Below are 16,662 nucleotides of genomic sequence, written 5' to 3'. Positions count from 1 at the left end.
CCCCCACAAGGACATGCCATGACCGAAACCCCGTCCACCTGCCCCTACTGCGGCATCGGCTGCGGCGTGCTGATCGAACACGACGGCCAACGCATCACCGGCGTGCGGGGCGACCCGGACCACCCCGCCAATGCCGGCCGGCTGTGCACCAAGGGCGCCACCCTGCACCTGACGGCCGCCGACAGCGTGCAGCGCCAGACCCGGCTGCTCGCGCCGATGCAGCGCACGCGCCGGGGCAACGCACCCCACACCGTGGACTGGGACAGTGCGCTGGACAACGCCGCCGAGCGCCTGGCCGCCATCCACCAGCGCGATGGTGCCGACGCCATCGGCGTCTATGTCTCGGGCCAGCTGCTGACCGAGGACTACTACGTCTTCAACAAGCTGGTGAAGGGCCTGCTGGGCACGAACCACATCGACACCAACTCGCGCCTGTGCATGTCCAGCGCGGTGGCCGGCTACAAGGCCACGCTGGGGGCCGATGCGCCGCCCTGCAGCTACGAGGACTTCGCCCACGCCGACACGGTCTTCATCACCGGCAGCAACCTGGCCTGGGCCCACCCCATCCTGATGCGCCGGCTCGAAGACGCCCGCCGCGCCCGCCCGCAGCAGAAGTGGATCGTGGCCGACCCGCGCCGCACCGAGACGGCCGCCCTGGCCGACCTGCACCTGGCCCTCAAGCCCGGCAGCGACGTGGCGCTGTACCACGGCCTGCTGCACCTGCTGCTGGCCCAGGGCCTGACCGATGCCGCCTACATCGCCGCGCACACCACCGGCTTCGAGGCCCTGGCCGAGCGGGTGCGCGCCTTCCCCCCGGCCGAGACCGCCCGCCTGACCGGCCTGGCCGAGGCCGACCTGCGCACCGCCGCCCGCTGGTTCGGCGAGAGCCCCGCCACGCTGAGCCTGTACTGCCAGGGCCTGAACCAGAGCGCCAGCGGCACCGACAAGAACGCCGCGCTGATCAACCTGCACCTGGCCACCGGCCAGATCGGCCGACCCGGCGCCGGCCCCTTCAGCCTGACCGGCCAGCCCAATGCCATGGGCGGGCGCGAGGTGGGCGGCCTGGCCAACCTGCTCTCGGCCCACCGCGACCTGGCCAACCCGGCCCACCGGGCCGAGGTGGCGCGGCTCTGGGGCGTGCCCTCGGTGCCCACCACGCCGGGCCGCACCGCGATGGAGATGTTCCAGGCCGCCGCCGACGGCGCGGTCAAGGCGCTGTGGATCGTCTGCACCAACCCGGCCCAGAGCCTGCCCGACCAGGCCATGGTGCGCCGCGCGCTGGAACGCGCCGAGTTCGTCATCGTGCAGGAGGCCTTTGCCACCACCGCCACCTGCGCCTACGCCGACCTGCTGCTGCCCGCCACCACCTGGGGCGAGAAGAACGGCACCGTCACCAACAGCGAACGCCGCATCAGCCGGGTGCGCCCGGCGGTGCCGCCCGCCGGCCAGGCCCGCCACGACTGGGCGATTGCCACCGACCTGGCGCGCCGCCTGGCCGCCCGCATCGCGCCCGAGCGCATCGCCCTCTTCCCCTACACCACGCCCGAGTCCATCTGGAACGAGCACCGCGACAGCACCCGTGGCCGCGACCTGGACATCACCGGCCTGAGCTACGCCCGGCTGGAGGCGCAGGGCCCGCAGCAATGGCCCTGCCCCGAAGGCGCCGCCGCGGGCCGCAGCCGGCTCTACGCGGACGGCGTCTTCCCCACCGCCGATGGCCGGGCCCGCTTTGCCGACGTGGCGCCGAGCCCCCTGGCCGAGGCGCCGGATGCCGAATACCCCTTCAGCCTGCTGACCGGCCGCCTGCGCGACCAGTGGCACGGCATGAGCCGCACCGGCCTGCTGGGCCGGCTCTATGGCCACGAGGGCCTGCCCGCCATCGACCTGGCGCCCGCCGACCTGGCCCGCCTGGGCCTGCAGGATGGCGACCTGGTGCGGGTGGCCTCGCGCCGGGGCGCCATCGTGCTGCCGGCCCGCGCCAGCGAGGGCCTGCCCCCGGGCCAGGCCTTCCTGCCCATGCACTGGGGCCAGGAGGTGCTCAGCGGCCAGGACGCCCAGGGCCAGCCGCTGACCGGTGTGAACGCGCTGACCACCCCGGCCTTCTGCCCCACCTCCAAGCAGCCCGAGCTCAAGCACGCCGCGGTGGCCATCGCGCCGGTGCAACTGCCCTGGCGCCTCTCGGCCCTGGCCTGGCTGCCGGCCGAGCAGGCCCTGGCGGTGCGCGAGCAGCTGCGGCCGCTGCTGGCGGCCTTCGGCTGGGCCAGCCTGCTGCCCTTCGGCCGCGAGCCCGACGCCCAGGGCCGGGTGGGCCTGGTGCTGCGCGGCGCCGCGGCCACGCCGGTGGACGGGGCCCGGCTGGCCCCGGCCCGCGCCCTGCTGGGCCTGGACGGCCCGGAGGTGCTGCGCTACCAGGACGCGGCAGCCCGGCAGGACCGCGCCCTGCGCGTGCAGCGCGATGCCGATGGCCGCACGCAGCTGCAGGCCTTCTGGCTGGCCGGCGACACCGGCGGCGAGGCCTGGCTGCGCCAGCTGCTGGAGGCCGACACGCCCCTGCCCGGCCCGGCCCACCTGCTGCTGGCCCCGGGCGAGCTGGCCCGCGCCCTGGTGGGCGAGGCCGCCACGCCGGCCAGCCCCCAGGTCTGCACCTGCTTCAATGTGCGGGAGGACGCCATCCGCCACACCCTGGCGGGCTGCGCCGGCAGCCCCGAGGAGCGCCTGGCCGCGCTGACCGCCACCCTGCGCTGCGGCAGCAACTGCGGCTCCTGCATCCCCGCGCTGCGCGGTCTGGTGCGGTGCGTGGCCGCGCCGCCACAGGCCCCGGGCATTGCACCGCCCCCCCGTCAGCGACAGATTGCAGACAGCTTCCAGACAGAGGCCACAGGCCCGACCGGACTACCGTGAGAAGGTCCCACCCAATCACTTCTCTTCCAGGAGGATCCATGGACGTTCAGCAACTGGTTTCCGATTTCCTCTCATCCGAGCATGGCCAGCAGGCCCTGGCCAGCCTCAATGCCCAGGGCATCGATGGTGACAGCGCCCAGCAGTACCTGGGCGTGGCGGCCGAGGCGGCCCATGCCCACACCGAGGAACAAACCTCGGGCCTGATGGGCGAGCACCCCGGCAAGAGCTTCTTCGCGGCCTTTGCGGCCGGGCTGGTGCACGGCGATGGTTTTCTCAAGTCCCTGGTGGATGGCGGCGAAGGTGTGATTTCCGGCAAGGTGGCCGAGGCCCTGGCCGCGCGCGCCGGCGTGGATACCTCAACCGCCTCGACCATCGCCGCGGCCGCCACCCCCTACCTCGTCAGCTTCCTGCGCGAGAAGCTGGGCTGACCCCCGCACCACCGACACCCCAGGACACACCACCATGTTCAAGAAACTGTTCATCACCCTGTTGGCCCTGCTGTCCGCCGCCGTGTTCGCCGCGGTGGACGTCAACAAGGCCACTTCCGACGAGCTGGACGCGGTCAAAGGCATCGGCCCGGCCACGGCGGCCAAGATCGTCGACGCCCGCAAGGCCGGTCCCTTCAAGGACTGGCCGGACCTGATCGGTCGGGTCAAGGGCATCGGCGAGTCCAGCGCCGCCAAGCTCTCGGCCAACGGCCTGACGGTCAACGGCGCCACCTTCCAGGGCGCCCCGGCCCCGGCAGCCAAGCCGGCGCCCGCGAAGGCCACCGTCCCGGCATCTCCCCCTGTCCCTTCCCCCGCCACGGCCAAGCCCGCCGCACCGGCCGCCCTGCCCGCGCCGGCCCCGGCCGCCGCCAGCGCCGCCGACAAGGCGGACAAGAAGAAGACCAAGGCCGAGAAGCGCGCCGCCAAGGCCGCCGCCGCGGCCTCTGCCGCGTCGAAGTGATCATTCCGAAGTGATCCGCTCGGCGGAGGGCTTTGCGGTCCTCCGCCGGGTCTGCCGGCCTGACAATACGGCTCTCTTCGTCTCGCACCCGCCAGCACCATGAGCATCGCCCCGTACCTGCGTGAGATCGGCCGCGGCAAGGAAGGCGCCCGCGCCCTCGGTCGTGAACAGGCCTGCGACCTGATGAGCCAGCTGCTGGACGACCGGCTGAGCGACCTGGAAAAGGGCGGCTTCGCCCTGGCCATGCGCATCAAGGGCGAGACGGCCGAGGAACTGGCCGGCTTCATGGACGCGGTGCGGCCCCGCCTGCTGCCGCTGGCCGCGCCGTCCACCCCGGTGCTGCTGCCCAGCTACAACGGCGCCCGCAAGCTGCCCAACCTGACCGCCCTGCTGGCCCTGCTGCTGGCCCGCGACGGCGTGCCGGTGCTGGTGCACGGGCCGTTGACCGACCCGGGCCGCGTCACCAGCGCCCAGGTCTTCGAGGCCCTGGGCCTGCCGCCCGCGCTCAGCCCCGAAGCGGCCCAGGCCCAATGGGCGGCCGGCCAGCCGGTCTTCATGCCACTGGAAGTGTTGCACCCGGCGCTGGACCAGTTGCTGGCCCTGCGCCGCGTGCTGGGCCTGCGCAACCCCGGCCACACCCTGGCCAAGCTGCTGCCGGCCGTGCCCGGCGGCGTGCGGGTGGTCAACCACACCCACCCGGAATACTCGATCAGCCTGTCCCAGTTCCTGGAGCTGACCCAAGCCGACGCCCTGCTGCTGCGCGGCACCGAGGGCGAGCCGGTGGCCGACGCCCGCCGCTGCCCGGCCCTGAAGGTCTTCGTCCAGGGCCAGCTCAGCGACGTGCTCTCGGTCGAGGCCCAGGGCGGCTCGCTGGCCGAGCTGCCCGACCTGCCTTCCCTGGATCCGGCCGAGACCGCCGCCGCCATCCGCGCCATGCTGGCCGGCGAGCGCCCGGTGCCCGCCCCCATCGACCGCCAGCGCCGCGTGCTGCTGACCCTGCGCGACGCTGCCCTGGCCGCGGCCGACACCACCGGCCGGACCTGAGCCCGGCCCCGCCCACGCCCCTGCCCGTTCCGGAGCCCCCATGCCCCTGCCCGCCGCCCCCGTCCTCCACACCGTGCACCTGGTGGGCGCCGGCCCGGGCGACCCCGAGCTGCTGACCCTCAAGGCCCTGCGCGTGCTGCGCCAGGCCACGGTCATCCTGGTGGACGATCTGGTGGGCGAGCAGGTGCTGGCCTGCGCGCTGGAAGGGCTGGACCCGGCGCCGCGCATCGTGCCGGTGGGCAAGCGCGGCGGCTGCGAATCCACACCCCAGGCCTTCATTGAAAAACTGCTGGTGCGCGAGGCCCTGGCCGGCGAGAAGGTGGTGCGCCTGAAGGGCGGCGACCCGCTGGTCTTCGGCCGCGCGGGCGAGGAGATCGCCGCGCTGCGCCAGGCGGGCATCCCGGTCGAGGTGGTCAACGGCATCACCGCCGGCCTGGCTGCCGTCAACGCGCTGGGCACCGGCTGGACCGACCGCCGCCATGCCCAGGGCGTGATGCTGGTGACCGGCCACCCGCAAACCGGCGGCGCCGGGCCGGACTGGGACGCCATCGGCGCGGCCGCCGCCAGCGGCCTGACCCTGGTCATCTACATGGGCGTGACCCAGGCCCCGCGCCTGGTGGAACAGCTGCTGCCCCGGCTGGGCCCCGACTGGCCGGCCGCGGCGGTGCAGGCCGCCAGCACGCCGGGCCAGCGCCAGGTGCGCGCCACCCTGGGCACCCTGGTGGACACCCTGGCCCGCGAACAACTGGGCAGCCCGGCGGTGCTGGTGCTGGGCCGGGTGCTGGAGGCCGCAGCTCTGGCCCAGTGGGCGGCACAGGCTGCACCGGCCTCCCAGGCGCAAGCCAGCGCCTGAAAACGGCTGAAAAGCGCCCCGGCGGCGCCCCCGCCCATCCGCGCCGGCCGCGTTTCACGCCGCCTTCCGCGCACCTCGTCGCAAGCCGCTGGTGACGGCCCCGCCGCGCGACGACAGTCTCTCCATCGGCCCAGGAAACGGGCCCCTGACAGCCCACCGGAGAGACACCATGCAACGCAGCTTCGCCACCGTCACCGCCCGCAGCACCGCCCTGGGCCTGGCCGCCGCCCTGACCTTCACCATCCTGCACAGCCTGGGTGGCATCGCCGACCGCCAGGTCGACGACGTGATCGCCCAGGCCCAGGCCTGCACCCAACTGGCCCAGGCCCAGACCCAGACCGAGCGCGCCCCGGTCCGCCGCAGCTGAGCCCCGCCCGCCGCCCTGAACCCCAGGCCCCGGGTTGACGGGCCGCTGGAGACCGACCATGAACACCGTTCCGACCCCCACCTTCCTGCAACGCGCCAGCGCCCTGGGCGGGGCCGCCCTGATCACCCTGAGCGTGCTCAGCGGCCTGGGTGGCATCGCCGACCGCCAGGTGGATGGCGCCGTGCTGGCCCTGCGCGCCCAGGCCTGCACCGCCGTGGCGGCCGGCGCCCCCGCCCTGCCCCGCCTGCCGGCTTAATCCTCGCTTCACGCTGGCCTCACGCCAGCTTCATCCTCGCCACCGAGCATGGGGACGTGCCAGCCAGCGTCCGGCACCCGTCGCCATGCCTCCGCCCCACACCCCACCTCTGTCCGCACCCGCCTTGAGCTACCTGCGCCTGCGCTGGCGCTGGAGCGCCCAGGCCCTGCGCGAGGGCTTCTGGCGCCGGCGCCGCCAGGCGGGGGTGCTGGCGGCCCTGCTGGCCGGCTGCGCCGGCAACCTGCCCAGTGCCTGGGCCAGCCTGCAGAGCGCACTGGTGTTCAGCGTCTGGCCCCTGGCCCGCTGGAGCAGCGGCGGCCACCTGGGCCCCTGGCTGGGCGGGCTGCTGCTGCAGACGGCGCTGGGTGCCCTGCAGGCCCTGGCCTTCTTTCCCTGGCTGTGGTCCCCCGCCTGGCGCACCCAGGACCACGCCCTGCCCATCCCTCCCGCCACCCGCTGGCGCGCCGATGCCGCGCTGGTGGCGCTGACCCAGCTGCCCTGGGCCCTGGCCCAGTCGGCGGGCAGCGCCCTGCTGCTGGCCCAGCAGCCCGCCTGGCTGAACGGCGCCGGCCGCGGACTGTGGCTGGGCGGCCTGGGTCTGGCCCAGCTCGCCGCCGTGCTGGCGGCCACCGCCGCGCTGGCCCGCTGGCGCCGCGCGCCCCGGGGGTGCTGGCCTGGCCCGTCGGCCCGACCGATGACGGTGACCGCCCTCCGCCGCCCGCTGCGCTGGCAGCAGGCCCTGCTGTGGCAACCGCTGCGGCGGGATGCGGCACGCCCCCTGGCGCACGCCGGCCTGCAGCAGGCCATTGGCCTGGCCCTGTGCGCCGGTGCCGTGGCTCTGGGGCGCCAGGCCGCCCCCTGGGCCCTGTCCGCCTTCACCCTGCTGGCCCTGCTGGGCCTGCCGCGCCTGGGGCGGCTCAGCCAGGCCCATCTGCAGCCGCGGCTGCTTCAGGCCGCCCGGGAGCTGCCGCTGCTGGCGCACCGGCTGGAGCGCGGGCGCCGCCTGCAGCTGCTGTGGCCCAGCGCCGCAGGCGCGGCCGTGCTGCTGGCGGTGCTGCTGGCCGGCCCCCTGCCCCTGGCCAGCTGGCGCCCCGGCGTGCTGGCGGTCTGGGCGCTCTGGATGCTGCCCGCCCTGTGGTGGCAGACCGCCCCCGCCTCCCCCGACCCGGTGGCCCGCACCAGTGCAGGCCTGCTGGGACTGCTGCTGGGGCTGGCCCTGGCCTCCGACACCCTCAAGGAGTCCCCGAGATGACCGCAGACCACATCACCCTGCAGCTCGACCAACTGGCCTTTGCCTGGCCCGACCGGGTGGTGCTGCAACGCTGCACCACCGCCCTGAAGGCCGGCATCACCTGGCTGCGCGGCCCCAACGGCGTGGGCAAGTCCACCCTGCTGCAGCTGCTGGCCGGGGCCCTGCGCCCGCTGCAGGGCACGGCCCGGCTGCTGCGTCCGGGCCAGCCTGCGCTGGACCTGCATGCCGACAATCCGCTGGCCTGGCGCCACGCGGTGTTCTGGTGCGGCCCGGGCGCCGTGGCCTACGACCACCTCAGCCCGCTGGACTTCTGGTCCTTCCTGCACGGGCTCTACCCCGACTGGCAGCCGCTGGCCGTGGTCCGCCACGCCGAGGCCTTCGGGCTGGGCCCGCACCTGGACCGGCCGCTGGCCCGCCTGTCCACCGGCACCCAGCGCAAGGTCTGGCTGGTGGCGGCCCTGGCCGCGGGCACGCCGGTGCGCCTGCTGGACGAGCCGCTCAACGCCCTGGACGACGAGGCCACCGCCTACCTGCAGGACCAGCTGGCCCAGGCCCAGGAAGAGCGCTCGGCCCTGTGGCTGGTGGCCAGCCACGAAGCCCCGTTGCCGGCCGACAGCGCGCCGGCCCAGGAGTGGCGCCTGGCCCCCTGAGGCACCGCGGCAGACGCGCCGCGGCGCTCAGCGATCAGAACTGCCAGGCCAGGCGGGCCCAGACCCGCGGATGGCGCTGCGGTGTGATAGCCACCGATTCGTGGTCGACGGCCCAGGCCGCGTCGACGCTGGCGCTCCAGGGGCCCTCCGCCCAGCGGCCGCCCAGACCGGCGCCGGCCAGGCGGCGGCGGTTGTCGGCCGCGGCATCCCAGGCATGGCTGTTGACCTGGACCACGCCGGCATCGGCAAAGGCCACGGCCTGCCAGCCCGGCAGCAGCTGCCAGCCCAGCTCGGCGCTGCCCAGCCAGCCCCGGTCGCCCGAGGCCTCGCCCTCGGGGTAGGCGCGCACACCCTGGGCGCCGCCCAGCGTCATCTTCTCGGCCGAGGGCAGGTTGTTGTCCGCCATCTGGCCGCGGGCACTGAGCATCAGCGTCCAGGCCGGGGCCAGCGCCTGCCAGCGCTGCGCGTCCAGGCCCAGCTTGACGAAGCCGGCCGCGGTGCGGGCGCCCGCGGCGTCCAGTGCGCGACTGGTGGCGTCCAGCCGCACATCACCCACCTGGGCGGACAGGCTGGCGCGGCTGCTGGCGGGCTGGGCCAGCCAGCTGTCCTGCCACTGGGCCTGCAGGCTGAAGGTGGGGGTGAGGATGTGCTGCTCGGTGCGGGTGCCCACGCTGTGGATGCGGTCGAGCAGGTGCTTGTCGTCCAGCTGCGCCGAGGCGTAGAGCGTGGCCGCTCGGCTGCGCAGCAGCGGCTGGCGCCAGTAGACGCTGACCGTGCTGGCCTGGCCATCGGCGTCCAGCACGGCGAAGTCCTTGCCCAGCCGGTAGTCCATGGCGGTGACGGCCAGGCCCACGCGACCGCCGTCCAGGCCCACCGGCAGCTGGTAACCGGCCATCAAGGCGTGCTGGTCGCTTTCGGAGACCTGGGCCCGCAGGCTGAGCTGGTCGCCCAGGCCCAGCGGGTTGTTCCAGGCCAGGCGGGCCCCGGCGCGCACCGCGCCGGTGGCATCGTTGCCCTGGTTGTCCAGGTCGAGTCCACCTTCGAAGGAGGCCCCAGGGGCCACGTCCACCAGCAGCTCGGAACTGCCCACCGCCTGGCCCGGCCGCAAGGTGGCCGAGACCTGCGCCCCCGGCAGCTCATGCAGGGCCAGCAGCACGGACTCCATGCGGTCCGAGCGCAGCAGCTCACCCGGCCGCAGAGCCTCCAGCGGGCGCAGCGCGTCGCCGCCCAGCCCGACGGTGTCGTGCGGCACCACCCGGTCCAACCGGCCTTCGACCACGGCGATCTCGACGGTGTCGCCGCTGACCTTCTGCGCCGGCAGGTAGGCGCGAGCCACCAGGTAACCGGCCTGCCGGTAGTGCTGGGTGATGCGCGCCGCCAAAGCCTGCAGGCCCGCCAGGCTGAGCGGCTGCTTCAGCCCATCGGCCAGCAGGGCCTGCAGCTCGGCTTCCGGAAAGACGGTGGCGCCGGTGATGCGCACCTGGCGCACCGTGACGCGCGGCCCGCCCTCGGCGACGGGGGCCAGCGTGGCCTGTTCGATGGTCAGCGGGCTGCTGGCCGCGGCAGGGGCCTGCCGCGGCAGGGTCTGGAGGTCCTTCAGCAACTGGCCCGCGTCGGGGCCGGCGGCCAGGGCCGAACCGGTGAGCAGGGTCAGAACGGACAGGGTCAGGGGATGGCGCATGGAACCGGTGGTCATGGTGGGGTCGGGATGGGAGGCCATGCGGCTCAGCGGACGGCGTTGCAGGACTGTTGGAGCTGCACGCCGGTGCAAACTACCTTCAGGTCCAGGGATTCCAGGCCGGTGGTGCTGGTGCCTTGGTCGTGGGCCCCGACATCCGGAGGGGCTCGACGAGGCGTGCCGACAGCGCTCACCGCGGCACTCAAGCCTGCGCCCAGGCCGGAGCCCGTGCTGGACGCAGCCTGCACAGCCGAGGTGATCGCCAGGTCGGTGGGCGTCAAGGGCACTGGTGTCGGCGCAGGTGTCGGCGCAGGTGTCGGCGCGGGTGTCGGCGCGGGTGTCGGCGCGGGTGTCGGCGCAGGTGTCGGCGCAGGTGTCGGCGCAGGTGTCGGCGCAGGTGTCGGCGCAGGTGTCGGCGCAGGTGTCGGCGCAGGTGTCGGCGCAGGTGTCGGCGCAGGTGTCGGCGCAGGTGCCGCGGTCTGTATGGTCAGGGTCCCGCTCACGTACTGCAACTGGTAGTTGCTACTGACCAAACCCGACGCGGAAATGACATAGCTGCCGGCCAGAACAGCCCCTTGCGAGCTGCCGCCATAGGTCACGCTGCCACCCAGCACACTGGCGTCTTCGCCAGTCACAAAGCCGTTGAAGTTCACCCCATTACCGCCACTGTAGGCCGTGCCGCTGGCCGTGACGGTGTCGTCGTTGGCGGTCACGGTAAGTGTCTTGGGCGTGACGCTCACCGTGCCTTCGGCATAGCTGATGTCGTAGCCCTGCTGGTTCGAGTACAGGCCCGAGGTTTGCGTGGTGTGATTGCCCACATCCTTGCTGCTGTTCACGGTTGCCGCCCCCAGAAGCAAGCTGCCGTCCACTCCTCCGGCCAAGCTCACACCCAGGCCGGTGTCGGTACTGCCGTCGTAGACCTTGCTGCCGCTGCCGACAGTCACGGTCGTCGCGGTCAGGAAGCTGCGCAACAGCGGCACGGTCTGGCCCTCGTAGATGCGCCAGACCGACGTGCTACCACCTTGGGTGGCCACGTCCCAGCCGGCATCGCGGTAGGTGCCGGCGTCGGTGGCCTCGCTGACGCCCAGGCCGCGGGTGGTGCTGTCCACCGTGCCCGCGCTGCGCCCAATACCCGTGGTGCTCACGCTGTTGAGCCAAAAGGAGCTGCCGATCAAACCCACGCTGGCACCTACCAGCGCGCCCACATCGCTCCCCGAGCTGCTCACGCTACCCGTGGCGTAGCTGTTCCTGATGGAACCATTGCTGTATCCCACAAGGCCGCCTGTAGATGAGCCACCACTGGACACGGCACCCGACGCATAAGCATTCGTCACCGTACCACTGGTGAAATAGCCCAGAAGCCCGCCTGTGTAGCTGGCAGAGGCGGTCGTGTTTGCCGCGCCAGTCGCATAGACGTTATCAACGTTGCCCAGCGTGAAGTAGCCGACCAAGCCCCCCGTGTAGCCACTGCCGGTGACTGAGCCGGTGGCGTACGAGTTGCTGAGATTACCGCCAGCGCCATACAGTCCCCAAAGCCCCACCAGCCCCCCGGTGTACGCATCAGTTCCAACCACTGCAGCGCTGGAGGAAGATCCAACCATGTTGCCGGTGATCAAGAACCCCACCACGCCGCCTGTGGTGCCGACGCCGAATACGGCACCACTGGTGTGCACATCAGTCAGGGTTCCGCCGTTGTAGAACCCCACCAGGCCTGCGGTGGAGGCCACTCCATTGACGGTGACATCCAAGCTGCTGAGGCCAGTGATGGTCGTGTTGGTGGCATTGCCAACCACAGAGCCGACATCAACGCGCCCGGCAACGTGGGCGGCCTGCAGCGCGAAATCACTCAGGTTGGCACCGATGGTCTTGCCGAACAGGCCGATGCGGCTGTAGCTCGCGCGGGCGATGGTGAGGTCGCTGATCACATGCCCACCACCACTCAGGCTGCCGGTGAAGGCCCCGCTGTCGTTGCCCACCGGCGAGAAGCCGCTGGTGGACCACAGGCTGCCCAGGTTGCTGCCATCGGTCGCACTGGCGTCCACGTCGCCCACCAGGGCGTAGCTGGCCGTCAGGTCCATCTGCATCAGCTGCAGTTGATGGACGTTGTGGATCGCGGTGCTGTATTCGCTGTAGAGGAAGGGGCGGGTCGAGCCTTCCACCATGACCCAGCGACGCACACCGCCACCGTCGGTGGCCACCCACACGCCGGTGCTGCCGATCTGCGACCAGGTGCCCAGGTTGCCGTAGCTGCCGTGGCCGTAGCGCGTGCCCGCCACGTCACTCAGGCTGCCCACGCTGAGGCCAACACTGGTGCCCACCGCCGAGGACAGGCCCGAGCTGCCGCTGTCCCACACGGCCTGGGTCAGGCTGCCGCCAAAGCTGTCCCCCAGCAAAGCACCCTGGGCATCCGGCCCGGACACGGCGCCCGTGGCCTGCACCTGGCTGAGCGTGCCCTGGAAGTTCTCGCCCACCAGGCCGCCAGCCCGGCCGTTGGCGCTGACATCCCCCGTGGCATAGGCCCGGGTCACCGTGCCGTTGTAGTTGTTGCCGACCAGGCCACCGGTGTACTCGCCACCACTCACGCCGCCGGTGGCATAGGCGTCGCTCACGGTGCCATCGTTCTCGCCCACCAGCCCACCGACATAGGCCCCGTGGCCGCCGTGCACGGTGGTGCTGGCAGACACACGACTGAGCGTGCCCTGGTTCTGACCGACCATCCCCCCCACCTTCCAGCTGCCGGTGACGCTGCCCCCCTGCAGGCTCAGGTCACGGATGGTGCCGGTGTTGAGCGCGAACAAGCCGGTCTGGCCGCCGCCGCCATTGGCGATGTTCAGGTTCGAGACCACATGGCCCAGGCCGGCGAAGGTGCCGCTGAAGGTGCCCCCCACCACGGTGTCGGTGTAGCTGCTGCCCGAGGCATCCAGATCCTGCGCCAGCGCGTAGTAGCCACCGGCGTTGTCCAGCACGTCGAGCTGGCTCATCGAATGCACCAGCGTGTAGCTCTGCCCGTTCATCGCCAGGCTCGCGTTGGCGCCGCTGAGCGTCACGGGGGCGGCGATGGTGTAGTCATGACCGTAGTTGAGCACCAGCCCGGCGCTGTCGCCGCTGGCTGTGATGCCCGCATTGACCTGGATGTCATGCGCCGCGGTCAGGGTCAGCGTGGTGTTGGCATTCCAGCCCACCGCTGCGTTGACCTTGATGTCGCCGCTGTCGCTGCCGCCGGCCGCGGTCTCCAGCGTCACGTTGTTGCTGGCCAGCAAGGTGTTGAGGGTGCTGGCCCCGATGCCCGAGCTGGTCTGCGCCCCGCTGCCCGCGCTGATGGTGAAATCGGTCGGATCCACCAACCAGGTGCCGGTGCGGCCGGCGCCGGACAGGGTGGTGATTTGCGCGCCATCGGCCACCTTCACATGAGCGCCGCTGGTCTCGATGAAGCCGCCATCGTGGGCCGTGGAGGACGCATCCAGCGTGCCGGCCACATTCACGGTGCCGCCGTCAAAGCCGCCCAGCAGCTCGATGGTGCCCCCTTCGCTGCGGATGCCGCGGGCCTGGATGACGCCGCTGTTGTTGACCACCGTCTCCAGCAGGGCGTCCTTGGCCCTGGCCGTCATCAGCACCGTGCCGTCGTCGGCCTGGATCAGGCCCTGGTTGTCCGCCAGGGCGCGGTAGGTGTCCTCGTCCACCTGCACCGACAGCAGGCTGTTGCCGGCAAAGCGCAGCGTGATCGCCCCCCCCGCCGCCAGCGCCGTCGTCCCGCCCGGGGTGCTGATCGTCCCGTGGTTGTGCACCTGCTGACCCAGCAGCGCCACATAGCCGCCGGTGAGGCTGCCCTGGTTGCTCACGCTGCCGGGCTGGCCGGCAGCACTGAAGCGGTAGCGCCCGGCCAGGAAGTCGGCATCCGAGAGGTTCAGCGTGGACGCCACCAGACCCCCGGTGCTGACCTGCGCGGTCTTGCCGAACAACACACCGTTGGGGTTGAGCACCCAGACCTGGCCATTGGCGTTCAGCTGGCCATTGATGAGCGACTGGCCGCTGCCGACCACCCGGTTGAGCGCGATGGCCGAAGCCCCGGGCTGGACGAAGGTCACGGACTCGCCCTGGCCCACATTGAAGCTGCCCCAGTTGATGACCAGCCGGTTGCTGTTCTGGGTGATGGTGGTGGCCGAGCCGGCCTGCACGATGCTGCCAGAGCCAGCCGACACCGACCCGCCCGTGGGGCCCGCCCAAGCCGTGCTGGACAGGCAGGCCAGCGCCGCCACCGCCAGGGCATGGCGCCGCAGCTGCCGACGCCCGGACTCGCCAGACCTTCCCCGGGATCGTGCGCACTCGGGCGCGGGAACAAAGCTCTGGCTCAGGTCATTCCAGACCAGTCGGTGGTGGTGGTTCATCGCAGAAGAAGTGCTGGCGGCCTGATGCGACCGCTGGGTTCGGTGGGTAAGGTCACCTTATCGGCACAACCCGGCCGGCGATGGACAGAACTGGGCCACAGACCACGGCCAATTCGAAACCACTCGGGCAGGGCCGGCGCCCCTTCACCCGGCGCGCTAAGCTTGCGGTCCCTGACGTTCTCCGGCTTTCCCCCGAACCGACCCGATGCGCCTCTTGCTGGTGGAAGACGACCGCATGATCGGCGAGGCCCTGCGCGCCGCGCTGCGCCCCGAGGGCTTTGCCGTGGACTGGGTGCGCGACCTGGCCGCGGCCCGCGCCGCCCTGGGCACCGAGCGCTTCGACCTGGTGCTGCTGGACCTGGGCCTGCCGGTGGGCGGTCCGGGTGGCGCAGGCGCCGCCGAGCCGAACGCCGACGGCCTGACCCTGCTGGGCGAGCTGCGCCAGCGCAGCGACACCACGCCGGTCATCGTGCTGACCGCCCGCGACGGCCCGGGCGACCGGGTGCGCGGCCTGGACACCGGGGCCGACGACTACCTGGTCAAGCCCTTCGAGTTCGACGAGCTGACCGCCCGCATCCGCGCGGTGCTGCGCCGCCATGGCGGACGGGCCCAGCCGGTGCTGCGCCACGGCGCCATCGTGCTGGACCCGGCCACCCGCCAGGTGCAGGTGGCCGGCGAGCCGGTGCTGCTCTCGGCCCGCGAATTCGCGGTGCTCGAAGCCCTGATGCAGCGCCCCGGCGCCCTGCTCTCGCGGGCCCAGCTGGAGGACCGGCTCTACGGCTGGGGCGAGGAGATCGAGAGCAACGCCGTCTCGGTCTATGTGCACCAGCTGCGGCGCAAGCTGGGGGCCGAGCGCATCGGCACCGTGCGCGGCGTGGGCTACTTCCTCACGCCGGTGGACGCGGCATGAGGTTCTGGCGCTCGCTGCGCTGGCGGCTGCTGCTGTCGCTGCTGGGGGTGCTGTCCCTGGCAGCCGTCATCGTGGCGGGCCTGACCTACCGCGCGGTGCTGGCCGACACCGAGGCCCTGTTCGACTACCAGCTGCAGCAGATGGCCCTGTCGCTGCGCGACCAGGGCGCCATCGCGCCGGACCAGGCCCGCGCCCTGGCCGACCAGCGCCTGGACTTCGTGGTGCAGATCTGGACCGAGGACGGCCGCAGCATCTATGCGTCGCAACCCCAGCAGGCCCTGCCCGAGAAGGCCATCATCGGCCTGGCCGACATCGCGGTGGGTGGCGAAATCTGGCGCAGCTTCGCGGTGGCCTCGGCCGGCCGGGTCATCCAGGTGGCCCAGCCCGAACGCATCCGCCGCGGCCGGGCGGCCCAGGCCGCGCTGCGCAGCGTCACGCCCCTGGCCTGGCTGGCCCTGCCGCTGGTGGCCCTGCTGTGGTGGCTGGTGGACCTGCTGATCGCCCCGCTGCAGCGCCTGGCGCGCGACGTGGGCCGGCGCGACGCCACCGCCCTGTCGCCCCTGCCCGAAACGGAACTGCCCGACGAGGTGCGGCCCCTGGTGGGCGCGCTCAACGCCCTGCTGGCGCGGCTGGACGAGGGCATGAGCACCCAGCGCGCCTTCGTGGCCGACGCGGCCCATGAGCTGCGCTCGCCGCTGACCGCGCTGAAGCTGCAGCTGCGCGCACTCAAGGACGCCCCGTCCGACGCCGAGCGCGGCGCCGCCGTCCAGGCCCTGGGCGAAGGCATCGAGCGCGCCGCCCGGCTGGTCGAGCAGCTGCTGGCCCTGGCCCGCAACGAACCCGGCAGCCCGCCGCCCGAGCCCCAGGCGCTGGACCTGGCCGAACTGGCCGGCGAAGCCCTGGCCGACCTGTGGCCGCAGGCCCAGGCCCATCACGTCACGCTGGCCCTGGAGGCCGAGCAGCCGGTGCCGATGCACGGCGACCGCGCGGCCCTCTCGGCCCTGGTGCGCAACCTGGCCGACAACGCGCTGCGCTACGGCCGCGAGGGCGGCGAGGTGCGGCTGCAGGTCAGCGCCGAGGCCGATGGCCCGCGGTTGACGGTGGACGACGATGGCCCCGGCATCCCGCCAGCCGAGCGCGAGCGCGTCTTCGACCGCTTCTGGCGCCGCGACAGCGGCCGCGCCGATGGCACCGGCCTGGGCCTGGCCATCGCGCAGGCGGTGGCCCGGCGCCATGGCGGCCGGATCACACTGGGCGATTCGCCGCTGGGCGGCCTGCGAGTGCAGGTGAAGCTCCCGGCCAGCTCCCGCGCCCCACGGTCCTAACCTTCGCTTCATCTTCGCCTCACGAAGGCCTCATCGCCCTTGCGCACCATGGCAGCCATGCGGTTGAACCGCGCTTCCATGAGCGACAAGGAG

The 16,662-nt window shown here is 72.8% G+C and carries 13 protein-coding genes; 11 read left to right on the top strand and 2 right to left on the bottom strand.

All coding sequences use genetic code 11. From position 1 onward, the window contains the following. Positions 1 to 18: 18 nt before the first annotated feature. From M0L44_RS20235 to M0L44_RS20195, 9 genes are all read left to right on the top strand, one after another. Positions 19 to 2,901, top strand: a complete 2,883-nt coding sequence (locus M0L44_RS20235; RefSeq protein ID WP_252771997.1) for a nitrate reductase — start codon at positions 19 to 21, stop codon at positions 2,899 to 2,901. Positions 2,902 to 2,939: 38 nt separating this feature from the next. After that, positions 2,940 to 3,329 (top strand): hypothetical protein, encoded by a 390-nt coding sequence (locus tag M0L44_RS20230; RefSeq protein ID WP_252771996.1) that lies wholly within the window; start codon positions 2,940 to 2,942, stop codon positions 3,327 to 3,329. Positions 3,330 to 3,363: 34 nt separating this feature from the next. Continuing rightward, complete coding sequence (locus tag M0L44_RS20225; protein ID WP_252771995.1) at positions 3,364 to 3,849, top strand: ComEA family DNA-binding protein; 486 nt, start codon at positions 3,364 to 3,366, stop codon at positions 3,847 to 3,849. Between the two features lie 99 nt (positions 3,850 to 3,948). Then, positions 3,949 to 4,893, top strand: coding sequence for a DNA-binding protein YbiB (ybiB, locus tag M0L44_RS20220; RefSeq protein WP_252771994.1), 945 nt, complete (start codon positions 3,949 to 3,951; stop codon positions 4,891 to 4,893). A gap of 40 nt (positions 4,894 to 4,933) precedes the next feature. After that, entirely contained in the window at positions 4,934 to 5,746 is an 813-nt protein-coding gene (cobA, locus tag M0L44_RS20215; RefSeq protein WP_252771993.1) for a uroporphyrinogen-III C-methyltransferase, read from the top strand. A 169-nt stretch (positions 5,747 to 5,915) separates the two neighbouring features. Further along, positions 5,916 to 6,113, top strand: coding sequence for a hypothetical protein (locus tag M0L44_RS20210; protein ID WP_252771992.1), 198 nt, complete (start codon positions 5,916 to 5,918; stop codon positions 6,111 to 6,113). Between the two features lie 58 nt (positions 6,114 to 6,171). Continuing rightward, a complete protein-coding gene (locus M0L44_RS20205) occupies positions 6,172 to 6,369 on the top strand; it encodes a hypothetical protein (RefSeq protein WP_022979996.1) in 198 nt (65 codons plus the stop codon). Positions 6,370 to 6,454: 85 nt separating this feature from the next. After that, positions 6,455 to 7,621: a hypothetical protein gene (locus tag M0L44_RS20200; RefSeq protein ID WP_252771991.1), complete on the top strand. Its 1,167-nt coding sequence runs from the start codon at positions 6,455 to 6,457 to the stop codon at positions 7,619 to 7,621. After that, on the top strand, positions 7,618 to 8,271 hold the full coding sequence (locus tag M0L44_RS20195; protein ID WP_252771990.1) for an ABC transporter ATP-binding protein: 654 nt from the start codon (positions 7,618 to 7,620) through the stop codon (positions 8,269 to 8,271). The genes M0L44_RS20200 and M0L44_RS20195 overlap by 4 nt, the downstream gene beginning before the upstream one ends. A gap of 34 nt (positions 8,272 to 8,305) precedes the next feature. Here the strand turns inward: M0L44_RS20195 and M0L44_RS20190 are convergent, their stop codons facing one another. Both M0L44_RS20190 and M0L44_RS20185 read right to left on the bottom strand, forming a co-directional pair. After that, a complete protein-coding gene (locus M0L44_RS20190) occupies positions 8,306 to 9,967 on the bottom strand; it encodes a ShlB/FhaC/HecB family hemolysin secretion/activation protein (protein ID WP_252771989.1) in 1,662 nt (553 codons plus the stop codon). A gap of 29 nt (positions 9,968 to 9,996) precedes the next feature. Further along, positions 9,997 to 14,334 carry a two-partner secretion domain-containing protein gene (locus tag M0L44_RS20185; RefSeq protein ID WP_252771988.1) on the bottom strand — a complete coding sequence of 1,446 codons (4,338 nt, stop codon included), beginning with the start codon at positions 14,332 to 14,334 and terminating at the stop codon, positions 9,997 to 9,999. Between the two features lie 205 nt (positions 14,335 to 14,539). Between M0L44_RS20185 and M0L44_RS20180 the strand changes: the two genes are divergently transcribed. Both M0L44_RS20180 and M0L44_RS20175 read left to right on the top strand, forming a co-directional pair. Then, positions 14,540 to 15,244 carry a response regulator gene (locus M0L44_RS20180; RefSeq protein ID WP_252771987.1) on the top strand — a complete coding sequence of 235 codons (705 nt, stop codon included), beginning with the start codon at positions 14,540 to 14,542 and terminating at the stop codon, positions 15,242 to 15,244. Next, positions 15,241 to 16,569, top strand: coding sequence for an ATP-binding protein (locus M0L44_RS20175; protein WP_252771986.1), 1,329 nt, complete (start codon positions 15,241 to 15,243; stop codon positions 16,567 to 16,569). The genes M0L44_RS20180 and M0L44_RS20175 overlap by 4 nt, the downstream gene beginning before the upstream one ends. The last annotated feature ends 93 nt before the right edge of the window (positions 16,570 to 16,662 follow it).

It is taken from the genome of Ideonella oryzae, assembly GCF_024055665.1.
GTDB lineage: Bacteria > Pseudomonadota > Gammaproteobacteria > Burkholderiales > Burkholderiaceae_C > Ideonella > Ideonella oryzae.
The sequence above is the reverse complement of the archived record's forward strand: the minus strand, read 5'-3'. Positions and strand labels throughout refer to the sequence as shown.

Bases quoted from the DNA above. Each gene is read 5' to 3' on its own strand.
- M0L44_RS20175 (WP_252771986.1), top strand. From the start codon at position 15,241: ATGAGGTTCTGGCGCTCGCTGCGCTGGCGGCTGCTGCTGTCGCTGCTG.
- M0L44_RS20210 (WP_252771992.1), top strand. From the start codon at position 5,916: ATGCAACGCAGCTTCGCCACCGTCACCGCCCGCAGCACCGCCCTGGGC.
- M0L44_RS20185 (WP_252771988.1), bottom strand. From the start codon at position 14,334: ATGAACCACCACCACCGACTGGTCTGGAATGACCTGAGCCAGAGCTTT.
- ybiB (WP_252771994.1), top strand. From the start codon at position 3,949: ATGAGCATCGCCCCGTACCTGCGTGAGATCGGCCGCGGCAAGGAAGGC.
- cobA (WP_252771993.1), top strand. From the start codon at position 4,934: ATGCCCCTGCCCGCCGCCCCCGTCCTCCACACCGTGCACCTGGTGGGC.
- M0L44_RS20225 (WP_252771995.1), top strand. From the start codon at position 3,364: ATGTTCAAGAAACTGTTCATCACCCTGTTGGCCCTGCTGTCCGCCGCC.
- M0L44_RS20200 (WP_252771991.1), top strand. From the start codon at position 6,455: ATGCCTCCGCCCCACACCCCACCTCTGTCCGCACCCGCCTTGAGCTAC.
- M0L44_RS20190 (WP_252771989.1), bottom strand. From the start codon at position 9,967: ATGACCACCGGTTCCATGCGCCATCCCCTGACCCTGTCCGTTCTGACC.
- M0L44_RS20195 (WP_252771990.1), top strand. From the start codon at position 7,618: ATGACCGCAGACCACATCACCCTGCAGCTCGACCAACTGGCCTTTGCC.
- M0L44_RS20230 (WP_252771996.1), top strand. From the start codon at position 2,940: ATGGACGTTCAGCAACTGGTTTCCGATTTCCTCTCATCCGAGCATGGC.
- M0L44_RS20180 (WP_252771987.1), top strand. From the start codon at position 14,540: ATGCGCCTCTTGCTGGTGGAAGACGACCGCATGATCGGCGAGGCCCTG.
- M0L44_RS20235 (WP_252771997.1), top strand. From the start codon at position 19: ATGACCGAAACCCCGTCCACCTGCCCCTACTGCGGCATCGGCTGCGGC.
- M0L44_RS20205 (WP_022979996.1), top strand. From the start codon at position 6,172: ATGAACACCGTTCCGACCCCCACCTTCCTGCAACGCGCCAGCGCCCTG.